The 19,646-nt window shown below is 73.6% G+C and carries 14 protein-coding genes; 9 read left to right on the forward strand and 5 right to left on the reverse strand.

Going from position 1 to position 19,646, the window contains the following annotated elements; all coding sequences use genetic code 11:
- Positions 1–42: 42 nt before the first annotated feature.
- From CHR28_RS30405 to CHR28_RS30415, 3 genes are read left to right on the forward strand one after another with little or no spacing between them, the layout of a single operon-like run.
- Positions 43–1,002, forward strand: coding sequence for an ATP-binding cassette domain-containing protein (locus CHR28_RS30405; protein ID WP_094056926.1), 960 nt, complete (start codon positions 43–45; stop codon positions 1,000–1,002).
- Entirely contained in the window at positions 999–1,820 is an 822-nt protein-coding gene (locus CHR28_RS30410) for an ABC transporter permease (protein ID WP_094056927.1), read from the forward strand. The genes CHR28_RS30405 and CHR28_RS30410 overlap by 4 nt, the downstream gene beginning before the upstream one ends.
- Positions 1,821–1,878: 58 nt before the next feature.
- Positions 1,879–2,547 carry a formylglycine-generating enzyme family protein gene (locus tag CHR28_RS30415; protein WP_256984497.1) on the forward strand — a complete coding sequence of 223 codons (669 nt, stop codon included), beginning with the start codon at positions 1,879–1,881 and terminating at the stop codon, positions 2,545–2,547.
- Between the two features lie 97 nt (positions 2,548–2,644).
- On the opposite strand, the gene CHR28_RS30420 is transcribed toward CHR28_RS30415, so the two are convergent.
- The 4 genes from CHR28_RS30420 to CHR28_RS30435 form a co-directional block, all read right to left on the reverse strand.
- Positions 2,645–3,634: an EamA family transporter gene (locus tag CHR28_RS30420; protein ID WP_094056928.1), complete on the reverse strand. Its 990-nt coding sequence runs from the start codon at positions 3,632–3,634 to the stop codon at positions 2,645–2,647.
- Between the two features lie 172 nt (positions 3,635–3,806).
- A complete protein-coding gene (locus tag CHR28_RS30425; RefSeq protein ID WP_094056929.1) occupies positions 3,807–4,943 on the reverse strand; it encodes a lipid II:glycine glycyltransferase FemX in 1,137 nt (378 codons plus the stop codon).
- A gap of 361 nt (positions 4,944–5,304) precedes the next feature.
- Positions 5,305–8,208 (reverse strand): FAD-binding and (Fe-S)-binding domain-containing protein, encoded by a 2,904-nt coding sequence (locus CHR28_RS30430; protein ID WP_094056930.1) that lies wholly within the window; start codon positions 8,206–8,208, stop codon positions 5,305–5,307.
- A 61-nt stretch (positions 8,209–8,269) separates the two neighbouring features.
- Positions 8,270–9,976, reverse strand: a complete 1,707-nt coding sequence (locus CHR28_RS30435; protein WP_094056931.1) for a serine/threonine-protein kinase — start codon at positions 9,974–9,976, stop codon at positions 8,270–8,272.
- 198 nt (positions 9,977–10,174) lie between these two features.
- Here CHR28_RS30435 and serC point away from each other — a divergent pair, with 198 nt between their 5' ends.
- The gene (gene serC / locus CHR28_RS30440; protein WP_094056932.1) at positions 10,175–11,293 is read left to right on the forward strand and encodes a phosphoserine transaminase; all 1,119 of its coding nucleotides are present in this window, start codon (positions 10,175–10,177) and stop codon (positions 11,291–11,293) included.
- Positions 11,294–11,350: 57 nt separating this feature from the next.
- On the opposite strand, the gene CHR28_RS30445 is transcribed toward serC, so the two are convergent.
- Positions 11,351–12,223, reverse strand: a complete 873-nt coding sequence (locus CHR28_RS30445) for an NAD(P)-dependent oxidoreductase (protein WP_094056933.1) — start codon at positions 12,221–12,223, stop codon at positions 11,351–11,353.
- A gap of 156 nt (positions 12,224–12,379) precedes the next feature.
- Between CHR28_RS30445 and CHR28_RS30450 the strand changes: the two genes are divergently transcribed.
- The 5 genes from CHR28_RS30450 (at position 12,380) to CHR28_RS30470 (ending at position 19,626) form a co-directional block, all read left to right on the forward strand.
- Positions 12,380–12,982, forward strand: a complete 603-nt coding sequence (locus CHR28_RS30450) for a TetR/AcrR family transcriptional regulator (RefSeq protein WP_094056934.1) — start codon at positions 12,380–12,382, stop codon at positions 12,980–12,982.
- A 693-nt stretch (positions 12,983–13,675) separates the two neighbouring features.
- A complete protein-coding gene (locus CHR28_RS30455; RefSeq protein ID WP_094056935.1) occupies positions 13,676–14,470 on the forward strand; it encodes a TIGR03084 family metal-binding protein in 795 nt (264 codons plus the stop codon).
- A gap of 32 nt (positions 14,471–14,502) precedes the next feature.
- Complete coding sequence (locus tag CHR28_RS30460) at positions 14,503–16,173, forward strand: acyclic terpene utilization AtuA family protein (protein WP_094056999.1); 1,671 nt, start codon at positions 14,503–14,505, stop codon at positions 16,171–16,173.
- Positions 16,170–17,768, forward strand: a complete 1,599-nt coding sequence (locus CHR28_RS30465; protein WP_094056936.1) for an acyl-CoA carboxylase subunit beta — start codon at positions 16,170–16,172, stop codon at positions 17,766–17,768. Before CHR28_RS30460 ends, CHR28_RS30465 begins: the two co-directional genes overlap by 4 nt.
- Before the next feature lie 10 nt (positions 17,769–17,778).
- Positions 17,779–19,626, forward strand: coding sequence for an acetyl/propionyl/methylcrotonyl-CoA carboxylase subunit alpha (locus CHR28_RS30470; protein WP_094056937.1), 1,848 nt, complete (start codon positions 17,779–17,781; stop codon positions 19,624–19,626).
- Positions 19,627–19,646: the final 20 nt, after the last annotated feature.

A 19,646-nucleotide genomic window follows, 5' to 3' on the forward strand; every position in this document is an offset into this window, starting at 1 on the left:
ACTCAGTTCAGTGCCGAGGCGGCACGGGCAACGGGAGGCGACATGGACGGATACGCGGTGCGCGCCGAGGCGCTGGAGAAGCGGTACGGCGAGAAGCGCGCCCTGGACGGTTTCGACCTGGTGGTCCGCGAGGGCACGGTGCACGGCCTGCTCGGGCCGAACGGGGCGGGCAAGACCACCGCCGTGCGCATCCTGTCCACGCTGATCCGGCTGGACGGGGGCCGGGCGACGGTCGCCGGTCTCGACGTGGCCCGGCAGCCGCGCGAGGTGCGGGCCAGGATCGGGCTCACCGGCCAGTACGCGGCGGTCGACGAGGTGCTCACCGGCCGGCAGAACCTGGAGATGTTCGGCCGCCTGTTCCACCTGGGCGGCAGGCGCGCCAGGCTCCGGGCGGCCGAGCTGCTGGAGCAGTTCGACCTGACCGACGCCGCCGACCGGGGCGTCGGCAAGTACAGCGGCGGCATGCGGCGCCGCCTCGACCTCGCCGCGTCGATGATCCTGGCCCCGGCCGTGCTCTTCCTCGACGAGCCGACGACCGGCCTGGACCCGCGCAGCCGGGGCGAGGTCTGGGACTCCGTCCGGGCGCTGGTGGCGGGCGGCACGACCGTGCTGCTGACCACGCAGTACCTGGAGGAGGCCGACAAGCTCGCCTCGCGCATCACCGTCATCGACCAGGGCCGGGCCATCGCGGACGACACCCCGGACGGACTGAAGGGCCTGGTCGGCGGCGACCGGATCGAGGTCGTGGTCGCCGAGCGGTCCGAGATCCCGCGGGTGGTGAAGGTCGTCGCCCGGGTCACCGACGGCGAACCCGAGGCGGACGAGACCGAGTTGCGGGTGCACGCCCCGGTCGCCGACCGGGTCGCGGCCCTCACGGAGGTGGCACGGACCCTCCAGGACGAGGGCGTCCGCGTGGAGGACATCGGGCTGCGCAGGCCCAGCCTCGACGACGTCTTCCTGCGCCTGACCGGACACCGGACCGAGAAGGAGGCCGCGGCATGAGCGCCGTCGACCTGAGTACCACGAGCGCGCGGAGCGGCACGTACTGGGCGCTCGCCGACTGCTGGAACATCGTCCGCCGCGGCCTGACCCACTACCAGCGTCAGCCGGTCAACATCGCCTGGCAGCTGGGCTTCCCCATCCTGTCCGTACTGCTCTACGGCTATGTCTTCGGCAGCGCGATGAAGGTGCCCGGCGGCGGCAACTACACGGACTTCCTGATGCCGGGCATGTTCGTGATGACCATGGCCTTCGGCTTCATCAACACGGCCACGGTCGTGGTCTACGACTCCACCAAGGGCGTGATCGACCGCTTCCGCTCCATGCCGATGGCGTCCTCCGCGGTGGTGGCCGGACGCGGGGTCACCGACCTCATCGTCGCCTGCGCCGAGCTGGCCATCATGATGCTCACCGCCCTCGCCATGGGCTGGCGCCCCGACGGCGGCCTCGGCTTCCTCGCCGCGTTCGGGCTGCTGCTGTGGCTGCGGTTCGCGCTGATCTGGATCGGCGTGTGGCTCGGCCTGCTGGTGCCCAACCCGGAGGCGGCGGGCGGCCTGTTCGCGGTCGCCTTCCCGCTGACGATGATCTCCAGCATCTTCGTCGCGCCGCAGCTGATGCCCGACTGGCTGGGCTGGATCGCGGCCTGGAACCCGATCTCCTCCACGGCGGCGGCGACCCGCGACCTGTTCGGCACGCCCGGCGGGACCGGCGACTCCTGGGTGGAACAGCACGCCCTGCTGATGGCCGGGGTGTGGCCGGTGATCCTCACGGCGCTCTTCCTGCCCCTGGCGGTACGGCGGTTCCGCAAGCTCAGCCGGTAGGGGAGCCGGCGGGGGCGCCCGGGGGTGGCCGGGCGCCCCCGCCGTAGGGTGGCCGGTCATGGGGGACTTCGAGAGCGACATGGTCACCGTCCCCGCCGGGCGGGTGACGTTGTCGGACCGGCGGACCGAGCGCAGCTGGGCCGTGGAGGTCGCGGCGTTCCGGCTGTCGGCGTTTCCCGTCACCCAGGAGGGCTACGCCGAGGTCACCGGTCACCGGCCGGGCGCGGCCGTTAGGGAGCGGCTGCCCGTGGAGGGCGTGTCGTGGTGGGACGCGGTCCGCTTCTGCAACGCCCTGTCCCTGCGCGACGGACTGACCCCCGCGTACCACGTGCGTGAGGGTGGTGAGGCGGTCGACTGGGACGCCGGCGCCGACGGGTACCGGCTGCCGACCGAGGCCGAATGGGAGCACGCCTGCCGCGCCGGCGGCACCGGCCCGCGCTACGGCCGCCTCGACGACATCGCCTGGTACCGGGGGAACGCGGGCGACAGGATCCATCCGGTGGGCGGCAAACAGCCCAACGCCTGGGGCCTGTACGACATGCTCGGCAACGTCTGGGACTGGTGCTGGGACCTCTACGACCCGGAGGTCTACGGCACCTACCGGGTGCTGCGCGGCGGCGGCTGGTCCGACGAGCACTGGAGTTGCCGGGCCTCGGTCCGGCGCCGGAGCCATCCGACGTTCCGGATCGACGACGTGGGGTTCCGTCTCGCCCGGACGGTGCCGTAGGGGCCGGTGCGGTCCGGATGCGGCGGGCGGTGCGGTCCGCGCCTGGTCGGCGGTGCGGCCGGCGGTGCGGTCCGGGGGCCCGGCCGGACGTCGCGGCCTAGCCCTCCAGGGCCGTGCTCTCCAGGGCCGCCGTCTTGCGGCGGCCCCGGCCCACCTGTGTGCGCACCGCGCCCATGCTCGCCGCGATCACCAGTGCGATCGCCGCGGCCTCCGGTGCCGTGAGGGACTGGTCGAGGATCAGGAAGCCGGCCGTGGCGGCGATGGCCGGTTCCAGGCTCATCAGGATCGCGAAGGTGGAGGCGGGCAGGCGGCGCAGCGCGAGGAGTTCGAGCGTGTAGGGCAGGACCGAGGAGAGCAGGGCCACCGCCGCGCCCAGGCCCAGGGTCACCGGGTCCAGCAGCTTCGTCCCCGACTCGGCGATGCCCAGCGGCAGGAACAGCACCGCGCCCACCGCCATGGCCAGGGCCAGCCCGTCCGCCTGCGGGAAGCGGCGGCCCGTACGGGCGCTGAAGACGATGTAGGCCGCCCACATGGCGCCCGCGCCCAGGGCGAAGGCCGCTCCCGCGGGGTCGAGCCCGCTGAACCCTCCGCCGCCGAGGAGGAAGACGCCGGCGAGGGCGAGGGCCGCCCAGACGACGTTGATCGCGCGGCGGGAGGCGAAGACCGAGAGGGCGAGCGGGCCGAGCACCTCCAGGGTGACCGCGGGGCCCAGCGGGATCCGGGCGACGGCCTGGTAGAAGAGGCCGTTCATCGCGGCCATGGTGATGCCGAAGACGACGACCGTGCCCCAGTCGGCGCGTGAGTGGCCGCGCAGCCGGGGACGGCAGACCAGCAGCAGCACGACCGCCGCGACGAGCAGGCGCAGCGCCACCACGCCGAGGGCGCCCGCCCGGGGCATCAGCGTCACCGCCAGGGCGCCGCCGAACTGCACCGAGATCCCACCGGCGAGTACGAGGCCCACGGGTCCGAGGGAGCCCAGCCGGCCCGGGCCGGCGGCGGTACCGGTCGCGGTACCGGTCGCGGTACCGGACGCGGGCGACGCGGTGGTCGCGGGCTGGGGCGTGCTGACGCTGTCGCGGGTGGTCACGGGCGGTCCTGTGCTCGTCGGCGCGGATGCGGGCGGTCCGTACACCGGTCGGCACGGTGCGTACATCCCGGTGTACTTCACAGTCCAGGGTAATGGACTTGGTCAGGTGCGTGAAGCCCTTTTGCCTCTGTCTCGCGCCGTGAGACGCCGGCCCGGGCGCACCGCCCGCGCCTCAGCGGCGGGACAGGTAGAGCTGGAACGCCTTGTACAGCAGCCGGTTGAGCGGGTAGTCCCACTCGCCGAGGTACTCGACGGCCTCGCCACCCGTGCCCACCTTGAAACGGAGCAGACCCAGCAGCGGGCTGGACTCCTCCAGGGTGTCGGTGATGCCGCGCAGGTCGTAGACGGCGGCGCCCAGTTCATGGGCGTCGGTCATCATCCGCCACTGCACGGCGCTGCTCGGCTGGACCTCGCGCCGGCGGCTGGTGGAGGCGCCGTAGGAGTACCAGACGTGCTCGCCGACGGTGAGCATCGTCGCGGCGGCGAGCACCTCGCCGTCGTGGTGGGCCAGGTAGAGCCGCATCCGGTCCGGGTGCTCGGCGGTGAGCGCGCTCCACATGCCCTGGAAGTAGGAGAGGGGGCGCGGCAGGAACCCGTCGCGCTCGGCGGTCTCGGTGTACAGCTCGTGGAAGGCCGGCAGGTCCTCCGCATCGCCGCGCACGACCTTCACCCCGGCCTTGTCCGCCTTCTTGATGTTGCGCCGCCACTGCTGGTTGAGCCCGTCGTGGATCTCCTCCAGCGAACGTCCGGCGAACGGCACCTGGAAGACGTACCGGGGCTGTCCCGCGGCGAAGCCGGAGTCGCCGCCGGCCTCGCTCAGCCGCCAGCCCATCCGGCGCAGGCCGTCCGCCACCTGCCCGGCCCGCGGTTCGTACGACGTCGCCCGCACGTCGCGCAGCCGGCGGGCGGCCGGGTCCGCGATCGCCGCCTTGACCGTCTCGGCGCTCCAGCGGCGCACCACCACCGGCGGGCCCATCCGCACGGCGAAGGCGCCGCGCCGCCGCAGGTGGGCGACCATCGGCTCCAGCAGGCGTTCCAGGCCCGGCTCGTGCCAGTCGATCAGCGGGCCCTCGGGCAGATACGCCAGGTACCGCCGCAGCCCGGGCAGGCGCGGCCCCGGCAGCGGGCGCAGCAGCACCAGGCCCGCGCCGACGAGCTGCCCGGTCCGGTCGAACCAGCCGAGGCTCTCGGCCTCCCAGTCGGGCTTCACGGCGCCCCAGGACGGGACCTGGGTGTGGCTGGCGGAGCGGCGGGCCGCGACGAACGCCAGGTGCTCGTCGCGGGTGATCGGCTGGACGCGGACGCTCATGCGCGGGCTCCTTCGAGCAGCGGCCCTCGGCGGGCGGGGAGTGGTGCCGCGAGCCTAGGAGCGGCCCCGCCGCTCCCCGGCGCCAGACACTCGGATCGCCCCACGGCGTGGCCCGAACGCCTCACGCGGCCACGTCGACGGGGGTGAGCCGCCCAACGCCTCGGGCGGGATCCGGCCGCGTCGCCGACGGGCGGCGAGGCGCGCGCCGCCTCATGCGATTCCGCCGGCGGGGGCGAGTGGTCCGGTGCCTCACGTGGGCTCGTCGGCGGGGCGAGTGGTCCGGTGCCTCACGTGGGCTCATTGGCGGGGCGGGTCGTGCGGCGCTTCACGTGGGCTCGTCGCCGGGGGCGAGTCCGGCGTCTCACGTGAGGTCGTCGGCGGGCGGCGCGGCGTCCAGCGCCTCCGCCAGTACCTCCGCCAAGTGCCTCCCCCGCACCCCCGCCAGCTGCTCCAGCTGCGTGCGGCAGGAGAAGCCGTCCGCCAGGACCACCGTGCCGTCCGGGGCGTTCCGCACCGAGGGCAACAGCTGGTCCTCCGCGCACGCGGCGGACACCTCGTAGTGGCCCTTCTCGAAGCCGAAGTCGCCCGCCAGGCCGCAGCAGCCGCCGCTCAGTTCGCCGGAGAGCGAGGCGGCCGCGCGCAGCCGCCGGTCGGCCGCGTCGCCGAGCACCGCGTGCTGGTGGCAGTGGGTCTGGCCGGCCACCGGGCGGTCCACGCGCGGCGGCGTCCAGCCGGGCGCGTGCCGCTCCAGGACCTCCGCGAACGTCAGGACCTTCGCGGCGAGGCGGGCCGCACGCGGGTCGTCGTGCAGCAGCTCGGGAGCGTCCGTGCGCAGGGCCGCCGCGCAGCTCGGCTCCAGCACCACGACCGGCGCGTCGGTCTCCAGCACCGGTTCCAGCAGGTCGAGCGTGCGGCGCAGGACCGCCCGGGCGCGGTCGAGCTGCCCGGTCGAGACGTACGTCAGCCCGCAGCAGACCCGGCCCCGCCCGCGCAGCAGCGACACGGGGTCGAGGGCGACCGTCCTGCCGTCGCCCACCGGCGGTTTGCGCAGGTGCACGGTGGGCGGCAGCGCCACCCGCAGCCCGGCCGCCTCCAGCACCCGCACGGCGGCCCGCCCCACGGACGGGGAGAGGTGCTCGGTGAAGGTGTCGGGCCACAGCACGACCAGGTCCCCGGCCGCGTCCCCGCCCCCCGTCTCACCGCGCCGCCGCTCCCACCACCGGCTGAACGTCCGCCGCGCCAACCGCGGCAGCTCCCGTTCGGGTGCGATCCCGCCCAGCCGTTTGGCCAGCGCGGCGAGGGGCCGTATCCCGGCGAGGGCGTTCACCAGCGGCGCCGTGCGCGTGACCGCCACCGCGCGCAGCCACACCGGCAGCCGCCCCATCGCGTAGTGCGCGGCGGGCCGGCGCCGCCCGGCATAGTGGTGGTGCAGGAACTCCGCCTTGTACGTGGCCATGTCGACCCCGACCGGGCAGTCCGACCGGCAGCCCTTGCAGGACAGGCACAGGTCGAGCGCGTCCCGGACCTCCGTCGAGCGCCAGCCGTCCGTGACCACCTCGCCGGCGAGCATCTCGTGCAGCAGCCGGGCCCGCCCGCGCGTGGAGTGCTCCTCCGCGCCGGTCGCCCGGAAGGACGGGCACATGACGGCGGACCCGGACACCGACGCCGTACGGCACTTGGCGACCCCCACGCAGCGCCGTACCGCCGCCGCGAAGTCTCCGCCGTCCGCCGGGTAGCCGAAGGCGACGTCGACCGGTTCGCGGGGCAGGACGGAGAAGCGCAGGCCCGAGTCGAGGGGCGCGGGCCGGACGAGCATGCCGGGGTTGAGCAGGTCGTCCGGGTCCCACACCGCCTTCACCCGCTCGAACAGGCCCACCAGCTCCGGCCCGTACATCCTCGGCAGCAGCTCCGCCCGCGCCTGCCCGTCCCCGTGCTCCCCGGACAGCGAACCCCCGTGCGCCACCACCAGCTCCGCGAGCTCCTCCGAGAAGCGGCGGAACCGGGCGACCCCGGCCGCGGTGAGCAGGTCGAAGTCGATACGGACGTGGATGCAGCCGTCCCCGAAGTGCCCGTACGGCGTGCCGCGCAGCCCGTGCGCCGCCATCAGCGACCGGAAGTCCCGCAGATACGCCCCGAGCCGGGCGGGCGGCACCGCGCAGTCCTCCCACCCCGGCCACGCCTCGGACCCGTCGGGCATCCGCGTGGCCGTCCCGCTCGCGTCCTCGCGGATCCGCCACAGCGTGCGCTGCCCCGCCGCGTCCGTGACCACCAGGGCGTCCAGGACATCGGCCGCCCGCACGATCGCCTCCGCACGCGCGCGTGCCTCCGGCGCCGTCTCCCCGCCGGTCTCCACGAACAGCCAGGCCCCGCCCCGGGGCAGGTCCGCGGCCGACGGCACGAGGTCCGCCGCCATGCCCTCCACCGTCAGCGGCCCGAACGGCAGCAGCCCGGCGGCGGCCTCCGCTGCCGCGCTCTCGTCGGCGTAGGCCAGCACGGCCAGCGCACGCGCGCGTGGCGCCTCGACCAGCCGTACGACCGCCTCCGTGAGGATGCCGAGGGTGCCCTCGCTGCCGCAGAAGGAGCGGGCCACATCGGCGCCCCGCTCGGGCAGCAGGGCGTCCAGCGCGTAACCGGAGATGCGGCGGGGCAGATCCGGAAAGCCCGTGCGCAGCCGGGCCGTCTCCCCTTCCGCCAGCGCCCGCAGGCCGTCGGGCGCCCCGGCCCAGTCCCGCCCGAGCCGCAGCCGCCGCCCCCGCGCGGTCACCACGTCCAGCTCCCGCACGCTGTCGGCGGTCGTCCCCCACGCCACCGAGTGCGAGCCGCAGGAGTTGTTGCCGATCATGCCGCCGAGCGTGCACCTGCTGTGCGTGGACGGATCCGGGCCGAAGCGCAGTCCGTGCGGGGCGGCGGCCTCCTGGAGCCGGTCGAGCACCAGCCCCGGCTGCACGACGGCCGTACGGGCCCCGGGATCCAGACCGACCAGCCGGTTCATGTGGCGGGTGAAGTCCAGCACCACACCGGTGCCCGTCGCCTGCCCGGCGATCGACGTCCCCCCGCCCCGTGCCACCACCGGCACCCCCCGCTCCCGGCACACCTCCAGCACGGCCGCCACGTCCTCGGCGTCCCGCGGCGCCACGACCCCGTACGGCACCCGCCGGTAGTTGGAGGCGTCCATGGTGACCAGGGCCCGGGACGTGACGTCGAAGCCGACGTCGCCCCGGACCACCGCGCGCAACTCCGCTTCCAGGGCCGCAAGATCCGTCATGGTTCCAGGATGCATCCCGGCCTCGACCATGAACGGGTGCGATTCGGGCAAGGGCCGGACCTCACTCGCCGACGGCCGCCGAGTACAGCAAAGCCAACAGGACGATGCAGCCCACCCCCACCCCGAGGCCGGTCAGCAAGGTCGTCCACCAGGCGAAGTCCAGGTGCACCGCGGCCAGGACCGAGCCGAGACCGGTGAGCAGCAGTGTGGTCAGCGCGGCCTGCGCCCCGGCGCCCTTGTTCACGCCTCCGACTTCACCTGCCGCACCGGCCGTCACGCCCAGGAAGAACTCGCCGATACTGATCCCGAAGCCGATGGTGATGTCGGTGTACCAGGGAAAGTCGGCTTTGGCTGCCACCAGCCACACGCCGCCGACCAGGGCCGGAAACCACAGCAGTGCCAGGCAGCCGGACATGAACTCATCCGCCTCGAACACCTCGGACTGCGAGCTCACTCCCACGATGAGGAGTGCCACCGAGACGAGCAGCCCCCAAGCGGCGGAGGCGCCCGGACTCACCCCGCCGGCCCCGAGCAGCAGACCGAAGGTGCCGAGGCCCGCGATCAGGGCCGAGCCGGCGATCTCGTACCGCACGGCGAGGCGAACGCGGATGTCTCGATAGGTCAGGACGGGGGCGGGATCGGGCGGCTCCTCGGCCGACGTCGATGTCTGGGAACCGCTCTCCCGGTCGGGCGTTGCAGGTTCCTCACGCTCGTCCTCGCTCTCCTCCTCGGGCTCCGGCCACCAGTCGGGCAGGTCGGTCCGAAAGAGCTTTTCGGCCCACGGAGGCGTCCCCGTCCCGGAGGTGGGCACCGCGGGCGGAGACGGAAGTGGCAGGGAAGGGAGGGAGGGGGCGGTGTGCGGAGCCGGATCCGGGGCGATGGTCGTGCTCCCGCGAGCGGACAGGGCCTCCTGCCGCTCGATCCGCGCCTTCACCTCGCCGAGCCGGGCGTGCACCTTCTCCGCCGTGGCCGGACGTGCCTCGGGACTCTTCCTCAGGAGGTCCATGACGAGGCTGTCGAGCTCCCATGGAACGGAGAAGTCGTCCCGGCGTGACCCGGGTCTGCGCGGTTCGGCGTTCTGGTGCTGCCACAGGACGTCCCCGTCCGTGAACGGCGGTTCCCCCGTCAACATCTCGTACAGCAGACACCCGAGCGAGTACAGGTCCGACGCGGCTCCCACGCGCTCGCCCCGGCTCTGCTCGGGGGACATGTACTTCCTGGTGCCGATGATGAAACCCGCGGGGGTGATCTGGGTACGGCCCTCCCCGTCCTCCTGGAAACAGGCGATGCCGAAGTCCAGGAGCACCGCCTTGCCACTCCCGGTGATCTGGACGTTGCCGGGTTTGAGGTCGCGGTGCACCAACCCGCGGGCATGGGCCGCCTCCAGCGCGCGGCAGATGTGCCGGCCCCAGCGGATGACGTCCGCCAAGGGCACCGTCCCGTTCCCGGCACGCTCCCGGGCGATGACCTTCTCCAGTGACATCCCGTCGAGGCGTTCCATGACGAGGTACAGGACGGGCTGCCCGTCCTTCTCGTCCCACCCGGAGTCGTAGACCCGTACGACGTTGTCGTTCTCGAGGCTCGCGGTGATCTTCATTTCCCGCAGGAACCGGCTCTGCATGTCCGGGCTGCCGAGGTGCCTGGGCTGGAGGAGCTTGATCGCCACCGTCCGCTCCAGATGCCGGTCCTCGGCCAGACGCACCTCGCCCATCCCGCCATCGCCGAGCCGCTCGGCCAGCACGTACCGCCCGTCACCCAGACCGACCACGGGACCTCCTTCGCCCGGCACAGTGCCGAGTGTCACCCGGAGTCGGAGATTCCACGAGAGGTCCCGTGGGAGGTCCGTGAGAGGTCCCGTCCCCACCCGTGCCCGGACTGCGGCCGACCGGCTGCGGAGTTCGCCTCCCCCATCTCATCGAACGGACACGTTTCCGTCCGGTTTCGCCGAAGAGATACGCTCCGGCTCGTGGCTGAGATCCAGATTCCCTCTGACATCAAGCCCGCGGACGGACGTTTCGGCGCGGGTCCCTCCAAGGTGCGGACGGAGGCGCTGGACGCCCTCGCCGCCACCGGCACCTCCCTCTTGGGCACCTCCCACCGTCAGGCCCCCGTCAAGAACCTGGTCGGCCAGGTGCGCGAGGGCATCAGCGAGCTGTTCCAGCTCCCCGACGGCTACGAGGTGGTCCTCGGCAACGGCGGCTCCACCGCGTTCTGGGACATCGCGACGCACGGCCTGATCGAGAACAAGTCGCAGCACCTCAGCTTCGGCGAGTTCTCCTCCAAGTTCGCCAAGGCCGCCAAGCTCGCCCCGTGGCTGGCCGAGCCGGACGTCGTCTCCGCCGACCCGGGCACCCATCCCGAGCCGGTCGCCGAGGCGGGCGTGGACGTCTACGCGTTCACGCACAACGAGACCTCCACCGGTGTCGCCATGCCGATCAAGCGCGTGGCCGGCGCCGACGAGGGCGCCCTGGTGCTCGTGGACGCCACCTCCGGCGCAGGCGGCCTGCCCGTCGACATCAGCGAGACGGACGTCTACTACTTCGCCCCGCAGAAGTCCTTCGCCTCCGACGGCGGCCTGTGGATCGGCGTGTTCTCCCCGGCGGCCATCGAGCGCGCCGAGCGGATCCACGCCTCCGGCCGCCACGTCCCGGAGTTCTTCTCGCTGCCCACGGCGATCGACAACTCCCGCAAGAACCAGACGTACAACACCCCGGCCCTCGCCACCCTCTTCCTGCTGAACCAGCAGCTGGAGTGGATCAACGGCCAGGGCGGCCTGGACTGGTCGGTGCGCCGCACGGCCACCTCCGCGCGGACGCTGTACGGCTGGGCCGAGGACGTCAAGTTCGCGAACCCGTTCGTCACCGACCCGGCCAAGCGCTCGCAGGTCATCGGCACGATCGACTTCACGGACGAGGTCGACGCCGCCGCCGTCGCGAAGGTGCTGCGCGCCAACGGCATCGTCGACACCGAGCCCTACCGCAAGCTCGGCCGCAACCAGCTGCGCGTCGCGATGTTCCCGGCGATCGACCCGGCGGACATCGAGGCGCTCACCAAGTGCGTCGACTACGTGATCGAGAAGCTCTGACCTTCGCGCGTACATGACCGAGGGCGCCCCGCACACCCGGGGCGCCCTCCGTCGTGCTCAGGCCGCGGCACCCCGCCCGAACACCTCGAACAGCCGGGTCAGGCTGTCCTCCGCGTATCCCTCGGCCGCCCCGCGCCGGAACGACTCGCGGACCGCCGCGGGCAGCGCCGGGTCCACCCCCGAGTCGCGCGTGGTGTGCACGACGTGGCCCATGCTCGCCACGGCCATGGAGATCCGCTCGACATCACCCGTGTGCAGCCCCGCCTCGATCCGGGGCGTGTAGAAGTCGAGGAATTGGTCCATCCCGCCCAGGGTGCGCGCCGCGTACGGGGCGAACTGCGAGGGGCTGATGCCGTTCGCGTCCGCCACGGCCAGGGTGTGCAGCCAGGCGGTCAGGGTGGTCCAGAAGAGGTCCATCTGGAGCTGGTAGTACAGCGCGGCCAGGCCCGGGTCCTCGCCCCGGTAGTCGGTGCCGGTGAGCACCTTCAGATCGTCCTCGCAGGCGTCGAAGAGGTCCCGGGGGCCGCTGTAGAAGGTGTCGGACTCCGGCGTGCCGATGCCGGAGGGCGGTACCTGCAGCCCGCCGGTGAGGTGGCGCGCCCCGTGCTTCGCGGCCCAGGCCGCTCCCTCGCGGGCCCGCTCCGGGGTGTCCGAGCTGGTGTTGATCAGGACGCGGCCGCGCAGCGCCGGGGCGGCGGGCTCCAGCAGGGCGTACAGGGCGGCGTAGTCGGTGAGGCTCAGCACCACCGTCTCGTTGGCCGCCAGCGCATCCTCGACGGTGGCGGCCCGCAGCGCGCCCCGGGCCACCAGCTCGTCGGCGCGGCTCGCGGTGCGGTTGAAGACGGTGACGCGGTAGCCGGCGTCCAGATAGGCGCCGGCCATGGCGCGGCCCATGGGCCCGAGGCCGATGACGGTCACGGATTTGCTCATGGAGATCCCCCTCTGATCACGGAAAACGATGGAAAGACGATGGGCAGACGACGTCGGGAGCGCGCGTCGGCCCGCAGGGCTAGAACGAACGCTCTATCCAGAGAGGAACGTAGCACAGTGGCTAGAGCGATCGCTCTAGCTCGGTAGAGTGGCGGCGTGAAGACCAAGGCCCTGCACGACCTCGAAACCGCCGGCACCCGGGAGCGGATCGTCCGTACGGCGTCCCGCCTGATGCAGCGCCAGGGCTACGAGGGCACGGGCATCAAGCAGATCTCCCGCGAGGCCGGGGCGACCCTCGGGTCCGTCTACCACTTCTTCCCCGGCGGCAAGCAGGAGCTCGGCGCGGCGGCTGTCCGGCTCGGCGACGAGGAGTTCACCGAGCTGCTGCGCGAGACGCTCGACGCGGAGCCGGACCCCGAGCGGGCCCTCCTCGCGCTCACCGCGTCCCTGGCCGAGGGACTGCGCGAGTCCGACTGGCTCGACGGCTGCCCGGTGACCTCCGCCGCCGTGGGTACGGCGGCCGGCGCGCCCGGCATCCAGCAGGCGGCGGCGGAGGCGTTCGCGCGCTGGCGGACGGTGGTCGCCGAGAAGCTGGTCTCGGCCGGTTTCGCCGAGACGGACGCCGCGGAGCTGGCCCACACGGTGATCGCGACCCTGGAGGGCGCGGAACTGGCCGCCCAGGTCGCCCGCAGCGCGACGCCATTGGAGGTGGCGGGCCGCCACCTGTCCCGCCTGATCACCTCTTACCGCGTCGCCTGATCACCTCTTACCGCGCCGACTGATCGCCGCGTGCCGCGTTGGCTGATCGCCTCGGGCCGCGTCGGCTGATCGCCGCGTGCCGCGTCGGCTGATCGCCTCGGGCCGCGTCGGCTGGTCCCCGTGTGCCGCGTCGGCTGGTCCCCGTGTGCCGCGTCGGCTGATCGCCGTGTGCCGCGTTGGCTGATCGCCTCGGGCCGCGTCGGCTGGTCCCCGCGTGCCGCGCTGGCTGGTCCCCGTGTGCCGCGTCGGCTGATCGCCTCGGTTCGCGCTGGTTGGTCCCCGTGTGCCGCGCCGACTGATCGCCGTGTGCCGCGTCGGCTGATCGCCGCGGGCCGCGTCGGCTGATCGCCTCGGTTCGCGCTGGCTGGTCCCCGCGTGCCGCGTCGGCTGGTCCCCACGTGCCGCGTCGGCTGGTCCCCGCGTGCCGCGTCGACCGGTCGCCTCGCGCCGCGCCGGCTGGTCCCACGCGGGGTGCCCTTCCGTCGTCTCGCGCCCGGCGGGCCGTGGCGCTGCGCTGGCCCGGGCCTGACCGCCTGGCCGCCTGGCACCAGGTGTGCTTCCCTCCAGTCGCTCAGATTTGCATGCAAGCATGCTTGATTGTTTCCGGGCCCGCTGCCATGCTCCTCAGCACGCCGCATCACCCCGTGCCACCCGGCATCACCCGCACACCGCCGTGCCCCGAGGGGAGCGCTCGTGTCCGATTCGACGTCCGTGCTCGACGATCTGCGCGAGGAGAGCGAGGAACTCGACCGCCTGGTGGCCGGTGCGGACCCGCGGCGCTGGGCGCTCGCGACCCCCGCGCCCGGCTGGACCGTGGCCCACCAGATCGCCCACCTGGCCTGGACCGACCACTCCGCCCTGCTCGCGGTCACGGACGCCGACGCCTTCCACGCCCTGGTCGAGAAGGCCCTCGCCGCGCCCGGCTCGTTCGTCGACGAGGGCGCCGAGGAAGGCGCGGCCCTCCCGCCCGGCGCGCTGCTCGCCCGCTGGCGCGAGGGCCGCACGGCGCTGGCACAGGCCCTGCGCGCCGCACCGCCCAAGGCGCGCTTCCCCTGGTATGGGCCGCCCATGTCGGCCGCCTCCATGGCGACGGCCCGTCTCATGGAGACCTGGGCCCACGGCCAGGACGTCGCCGACGCCCTGGGTGTGGTGCGCCCACCCACCGACCGGCTGCGGCATGTGGCCTGGCTCGGGGTCCGGACCCGCGACTTCGCCTTCGGCGCGCACGGGCTGACTCCGCCGGTCGACCCCTTCCGCATCGAACTGCGGGCACCCTCCGGCGACCTGTGGACCTACGGCCCCGACGACGCCCCGCAGCGCGTCACCGGCCCCGCCCTCGACTTCTGCCTCCTGGTCACCCAGCGCGCCCACCGCGCCGACCTGGCCCTGCGCGCCGACGGCCCCGACGCCGACCGCTGGCTGGACCTCGCGCAGGCCTTCGCGGGACCGCCGGGCAGCGGCCGCCCGCCGAAGGGAGCCGCCTCGTGACGGCCCCGGACACCGGCAGGACCGGCGCGTCGGTGCGGCCCCTGCGCATCGGCAACGCCTCCGGCTTCTACGGCGACCGTTTCGACGCCCTGCGCGAGATGCTCACCGGCGGCGAACTCGACGTCCTCACCGGCGACTACCTCGCCGAGCTGACCATGCTCATCCTCGGCCGGGACCGGCTGAAGGACCCGGGCGCCGGATACGCCCGCACCTTCCTGCGGCAGCTGGAGGAGTGCCTCGGCCTCGCGCACGAGCGGGGCGTGCGGATCGTCTCCAACGCGGGCGGGCTCAACCCGGCCGGACTCGCCGACGCCGTACGCGCGCTGGCCGGCCGGCTCGGCATCCCCGTGCGCGTCGCCCATGTCGAGGGCGACGACCTCACCGCCGCCCACCCCGGGAGCCTCGCCGCCCACGCCTACCTCGGCGGCTTCGGCATCGCGGCCTGTCTGCGCGAGGGCGCCGACCTCGTCGTCACCGGGCGCGTGACGGACGCGGCCCTGGCCACCGGGCCCGCCGCCGCCCACTTCGGCTGGACACCCGCGGATCACGACCGGCTCGCGGGGGCCGTGGTCGCCGGGCACGTCCTGGAGTGCGGGGCGCAGGCCACCGGCGGCAACTACGCCTTCTTCCGGGACGGCGACGTCCGCCGCCCCGGGTTCCCGCTCGCCGAACTGCACGACGACGGCAGCTGCGTGATCACCAAGCACCCCGGCACCGGCGGCTTCGTCGACATCGGCACGGTCACCGCCCAGTTGCTGTACGAGACGGCCGGTGCCCGGTACGCCGGGCCGGACGTCACCGCCCGGCTGGACACGGTCCGCCTCCGCCGGGACGGGCCGGACCGGGTGCGGATCGAGGGCGTGCGCGGCGAGGCGCCCCCGCCCACCCTCAAGGTCGGGCTCAACCGGCTCGGCGGCTTCCGCAACGAGGTCGTCTTCGTGCTCACCGGCCTGGACATCGAGGCCAAGGCCGCCCTGGTGCGGGACCAGATGGAACCATCCCTGCGCCAGGTCGCCGACGCCCGCTGGGAGCTGGTCCGCACCGACCGGCCCGACGCCGACACCGAGGAGTGCGCGAGCGCGCTGCTGCGGCTGGTCGTACGGGACCCGGACCGGCAGACCGTGGGGCGGGCGCTGAGCGGGGCCGCGGTGGAGCTGGCGCTGGCGAGCTACCCCGGCTTCCATGTGCTGGCACCACCCGGAAAGGGCGCCCCCTATGGGGTGTTCGAGGACGTGTACGTCCCCCATGGGGGAGTCGACCATGTGGCCGTCCTCCACGACGGGCGCCGGGTCGCCGTGCCCCCACCCCAGGACACCCGGGTCCTCGACGACGTCCCGGAGCCGCCCCTGCCGGAGCCGCTGCCGCCCGGGCCGTGCCGCAGGGCTCCGCTCGGGCTGATCGCGGGGGCCCGCAGCGGCGACAAGGGCGGGAACGGCAACGTCGGCTTGTGGACCCGCACCGACGACGCCTGGCGGTGGCTCGCGCACGAGCTGACCGTCGAGCGGTTCCGGGAGCTGATCCCCGAGAGCCGCCCGCTGAAGGTGACCCGGCACGTGCTGCCCCGCTTGCGCGCCCTGAACTTCGTCGTCGAGGGGATCCTCGGCCAGGGCGTCGCCGCGCAGCACCGCTTCGACCCGCAGGCCAAGGCGCTCGGCGAATGGCTGCGCTCCCGCCACCTGGAGATACCGGAGGCCCTGCTGTGACCGTCCTGACCTCCGCACTCGACACCGCGGGCCCCGACTTCCGGGCCAACCGCGAGGCGATGCTCGCCAGGCTCGCCGCCCTCGACGCCGAGCACGCCAAGGCCCTCGCGGGCGGCGGCGACAAGTACGTCGCACGTCACCGCGGGCGCGGCAAACTCCTCGCCCGCGAGCGCATCGAGCTGCTCCTCGACCCCGACACGCCCTTCCTGGAACTGTCCCCGCTGGCCGCCTGGGGCAGCGACTACACCGTCGGCGCGTCCCTGGTCACCGGCATCGGGGTCGTCGAGGGCGTCGAGTGCCTGATCACCGCCAACGACCCGACCGTACGCGGCGGTGCGAGCAACCCCTGGTCCCTGAAGAAGGCCCTGCGCGCCAACGACATCGCGCTCGCCAACCGGCTGCCCTGCATCAGCCTGGTGGAGTCCGGCGGCGCCGACCTGCCCTCCCAGAAGGAGATCTTCATCCCCGGGGGCGCCATCTTCCGCGACCTCACCCGGCTGTCGGCCGCCGGCATCCCGACCGTCGCGGTCGTCTTCGGCAACTCCACCGCCGGGGGCGCCTACATCCCCGGCATGTCCGACCACGTGATCATGGTCAAGGAGCGCGCGAAGGTGTTCCTGGGCGGCCCGCCACTGGTGAAGATGGCGACCGGCGAGGAGAGCGACGACGAGTCCCTGGGCGGCGCCGAGATGCACGCGCGCACCTCGGGCCTCGCCGACTACTTCGCCGCCGACGAGCACGACGCGCTGCGCCAGGCCCGCCGCGTGGTCGCCCGCCTCAACCACCGCAAGGCGTACGGCGATCCCGGCCCGGCGGAGCCGCCCAAGTACGACGCCGAGGAACTCCTCGGCATCGTCCCGGGCGATCTCAAGAGCCCCTTCGACCCGCGCGAGGTCATCGCCCGCGTCGTCGACACCTCCGACTTCGACGAGTTCAAGCCGCTGTACGGCACCAGCCTGGCCACCGGCTGGGCCACCCTGCACGGCTACCCGGTGGGCATCCTCGCCAACGCCCGGGGGGTGCTGTTCAGCGAGGAGTCCCAGAAGGCCGCCCAGTTCATCCAGCTCGCCAACCAGCGCGACATCCCGCTGCTGTTCCTGCACAACACCACCGGCTACATGGTCGGCAAGGAGTACGAGCAGGGCGGCATCATCAAGCACGGCGCCATGATGATCAACGCCGTCAGCAACAGCCGGGTGCCGCACCTGTCGGTGCTGATGGGCGCCTCCTACGGCGCCGGCCACTACGGCATGTGCGGCCGCGCCTACGACCCGCGCTTCCTGTTCGCCTGGCCCAGCGCCAAGTCGGCCGTCATGGGCCCGCAGCAGCTCGCCGGCGTGCTGTCGATCGTCGCCCGCCAGTCCGCCGCGGCCAAGGGACAGCCGTACGACGACGAGGCCGACGCCGCGCTGCGCGCCATGGTCGAGCAGCAGATCGAGTCCGAGTCACTGCCGATGTTCCTGTCAGGACGGCTCTACGACGACGGCGTGATCGACCCGCGCGACACCCGCACCGTCCTCGGCCTGTGCCTGTCCGCGATCCACACCGCCCCCTACGAGGGCGCCCGCGGCGGCTTCGGCGTCTTCCGGATGTGAGGAACCTTCAGTGATCACTTCTGTGCTGGTCGCCAACCGGGGCGAGATCGCCTGCCGTGTCTTCCGCACCTGCCACGAGCTCGGCATCCGCACGGTCGCCGTGCACTCGGACGCCGACGCGCACGCCCTCCACGCGCGCGTGGCCGACGCGAGCGTACGCCTGCCGGGTGAGGCGCCCGCGGACACCTATCTGCGCGGCGACCTCGTCGTGAAGGCCGCCGTCGCGGCCGGCGCGGACGCCGTGCACCCCGGGTACGGATTCCTCTCCGAGAACGCGGACTTCGCCCGGGCCGTCCTGGACGCGGGCCTGACCTGGATCGGCCCGCCGCCGGAGGCCATCGAGGCCATGGCGTCCAAGACCCGCGCCAAGCAACTCCTCGGCATCGAGCCGCTCACCGAGGTGACCGAGGCCGACCTGCCCGTCCTGGTGAAGGCCGCGGCGGGCGGCGGCGGCCGCGGCATGCGCGTCGTACGGCGTCTGGCGGACCTGGACGCCGAACTGGCCGCCGCCCGCGCGGAAGCGGCGAGCGCCTTCGGCGACGGCGAGGTCTTCGTCGAGCCGTACGTGGAGCGCGGCCGCCACGTCGAGGTGCAGATCCTCGCCGACACCCACGGCACGGTCTGGCCGCTCGGCACCCGCGACTGCTCCCTGCAGCGCCGCCACCAGAAGGTGATCGAGGAGGCACCGGCCCCCGCTCTGCCCGGCGACCTGGAGGCGGAACTGCACGCCTCGGCCGTACGCGCCGCCCGGGCCGTCGACTACGTCGGGGCCGGCACGGTCGAGTTCCTCGTCGCCGACGGCACGGCGCACTTCCTGGAGATGAACACCCGCCTCCAGGTCGAACACCCGGTGACCGAGGCCGTGTTCGGCGTCGACCTGGTCGCGGAGCAGATCCGCATCGCCGAGGGCCACCCCCTCGACCCCGACCCGCCCCGCGCGCGGGGCCACGCCGTGGAGGCCCGCCTGTACGCCGAGGACCCCGCCCGCGACTGGTCCCCGCAGACGGGCACCCTGCACCGCCTCGCGTTTCCCGGCTCGGTCCGCCTCGACACCGGCTACACCGACGGCGACACCATCGGCGTCCACTACGACGCGATGCTCGCCAAGGCCGTCGCCCATGCGCCCACCCGCGCGGAGGCCGTGCGCAAGCTGGCCTCCGCCCTGGAACGGGCCGCGATCCACGGCCCCGTCACCAACCGGGACCTGCTGGTCCGCTCCCTGCGCCACCCCGAGTTCACCGCCGCCCGCATGGACACCGGCTTCTACGACCGCCACCTCGCGGACCTGACCGAGCCGGCCCCCGACCCGCACGCCCCCCTGGCGGCCGCCCTCGCCGACGCCCGCGCCCGCTCCCGCCCCGGCTTCGGCGGCTGGCGCAACGTCCCCTCGCAGCCGCAGACCAAGCGCTACCTGATGGCGGGCGAGGAGCACGAGGCCCGCTACCGGCACACCCGGCAGGGCCTGGAGGCGGACGGCGTGCGCGTGGTGCACGCCGAGGCGGATCTGGTGATCCTCGACGTGGACGGCGTCCAGCGCCGGTTCGAGGTCGCCCGCCACGGCGACCGGGTGTACGTCAACACCACCGCCCTGATGGCCCTGCCCCGCTTCCCCGACCCCACCGCGCAACACGCCCCCGGCTCCCTCCTGGCCCCCATGCCGGGCACGGTCGTCCGCGTCGCCGACGGCCTCACGGCGGGAACCCCGGTGAAGGCCGGCGAGCCCCTGCTCTGGCTGGAGGCGATGAAGATGCAGCACAAGATCACCGCGCCGGTGACAGGAACCCTGACCTCATTGCCGGTCGCACCCGGTCAGCAGGTCGAGCCGGGGATGTTGCTGGCGGTTGTGCAGGAGGCCTGAAGGGGCGCGGGGAACTGCGC

This window comes from Streptomyces sp. XY006, from assembly GCF_002237655.1.
In the GTDB taxonomy this organism is placed as follows: Bacteria; Actinomycetota; Actinomycetes; order Streptomycetales; family Streptomycetaceae; genus Streptomyces; species Streptomyces levis.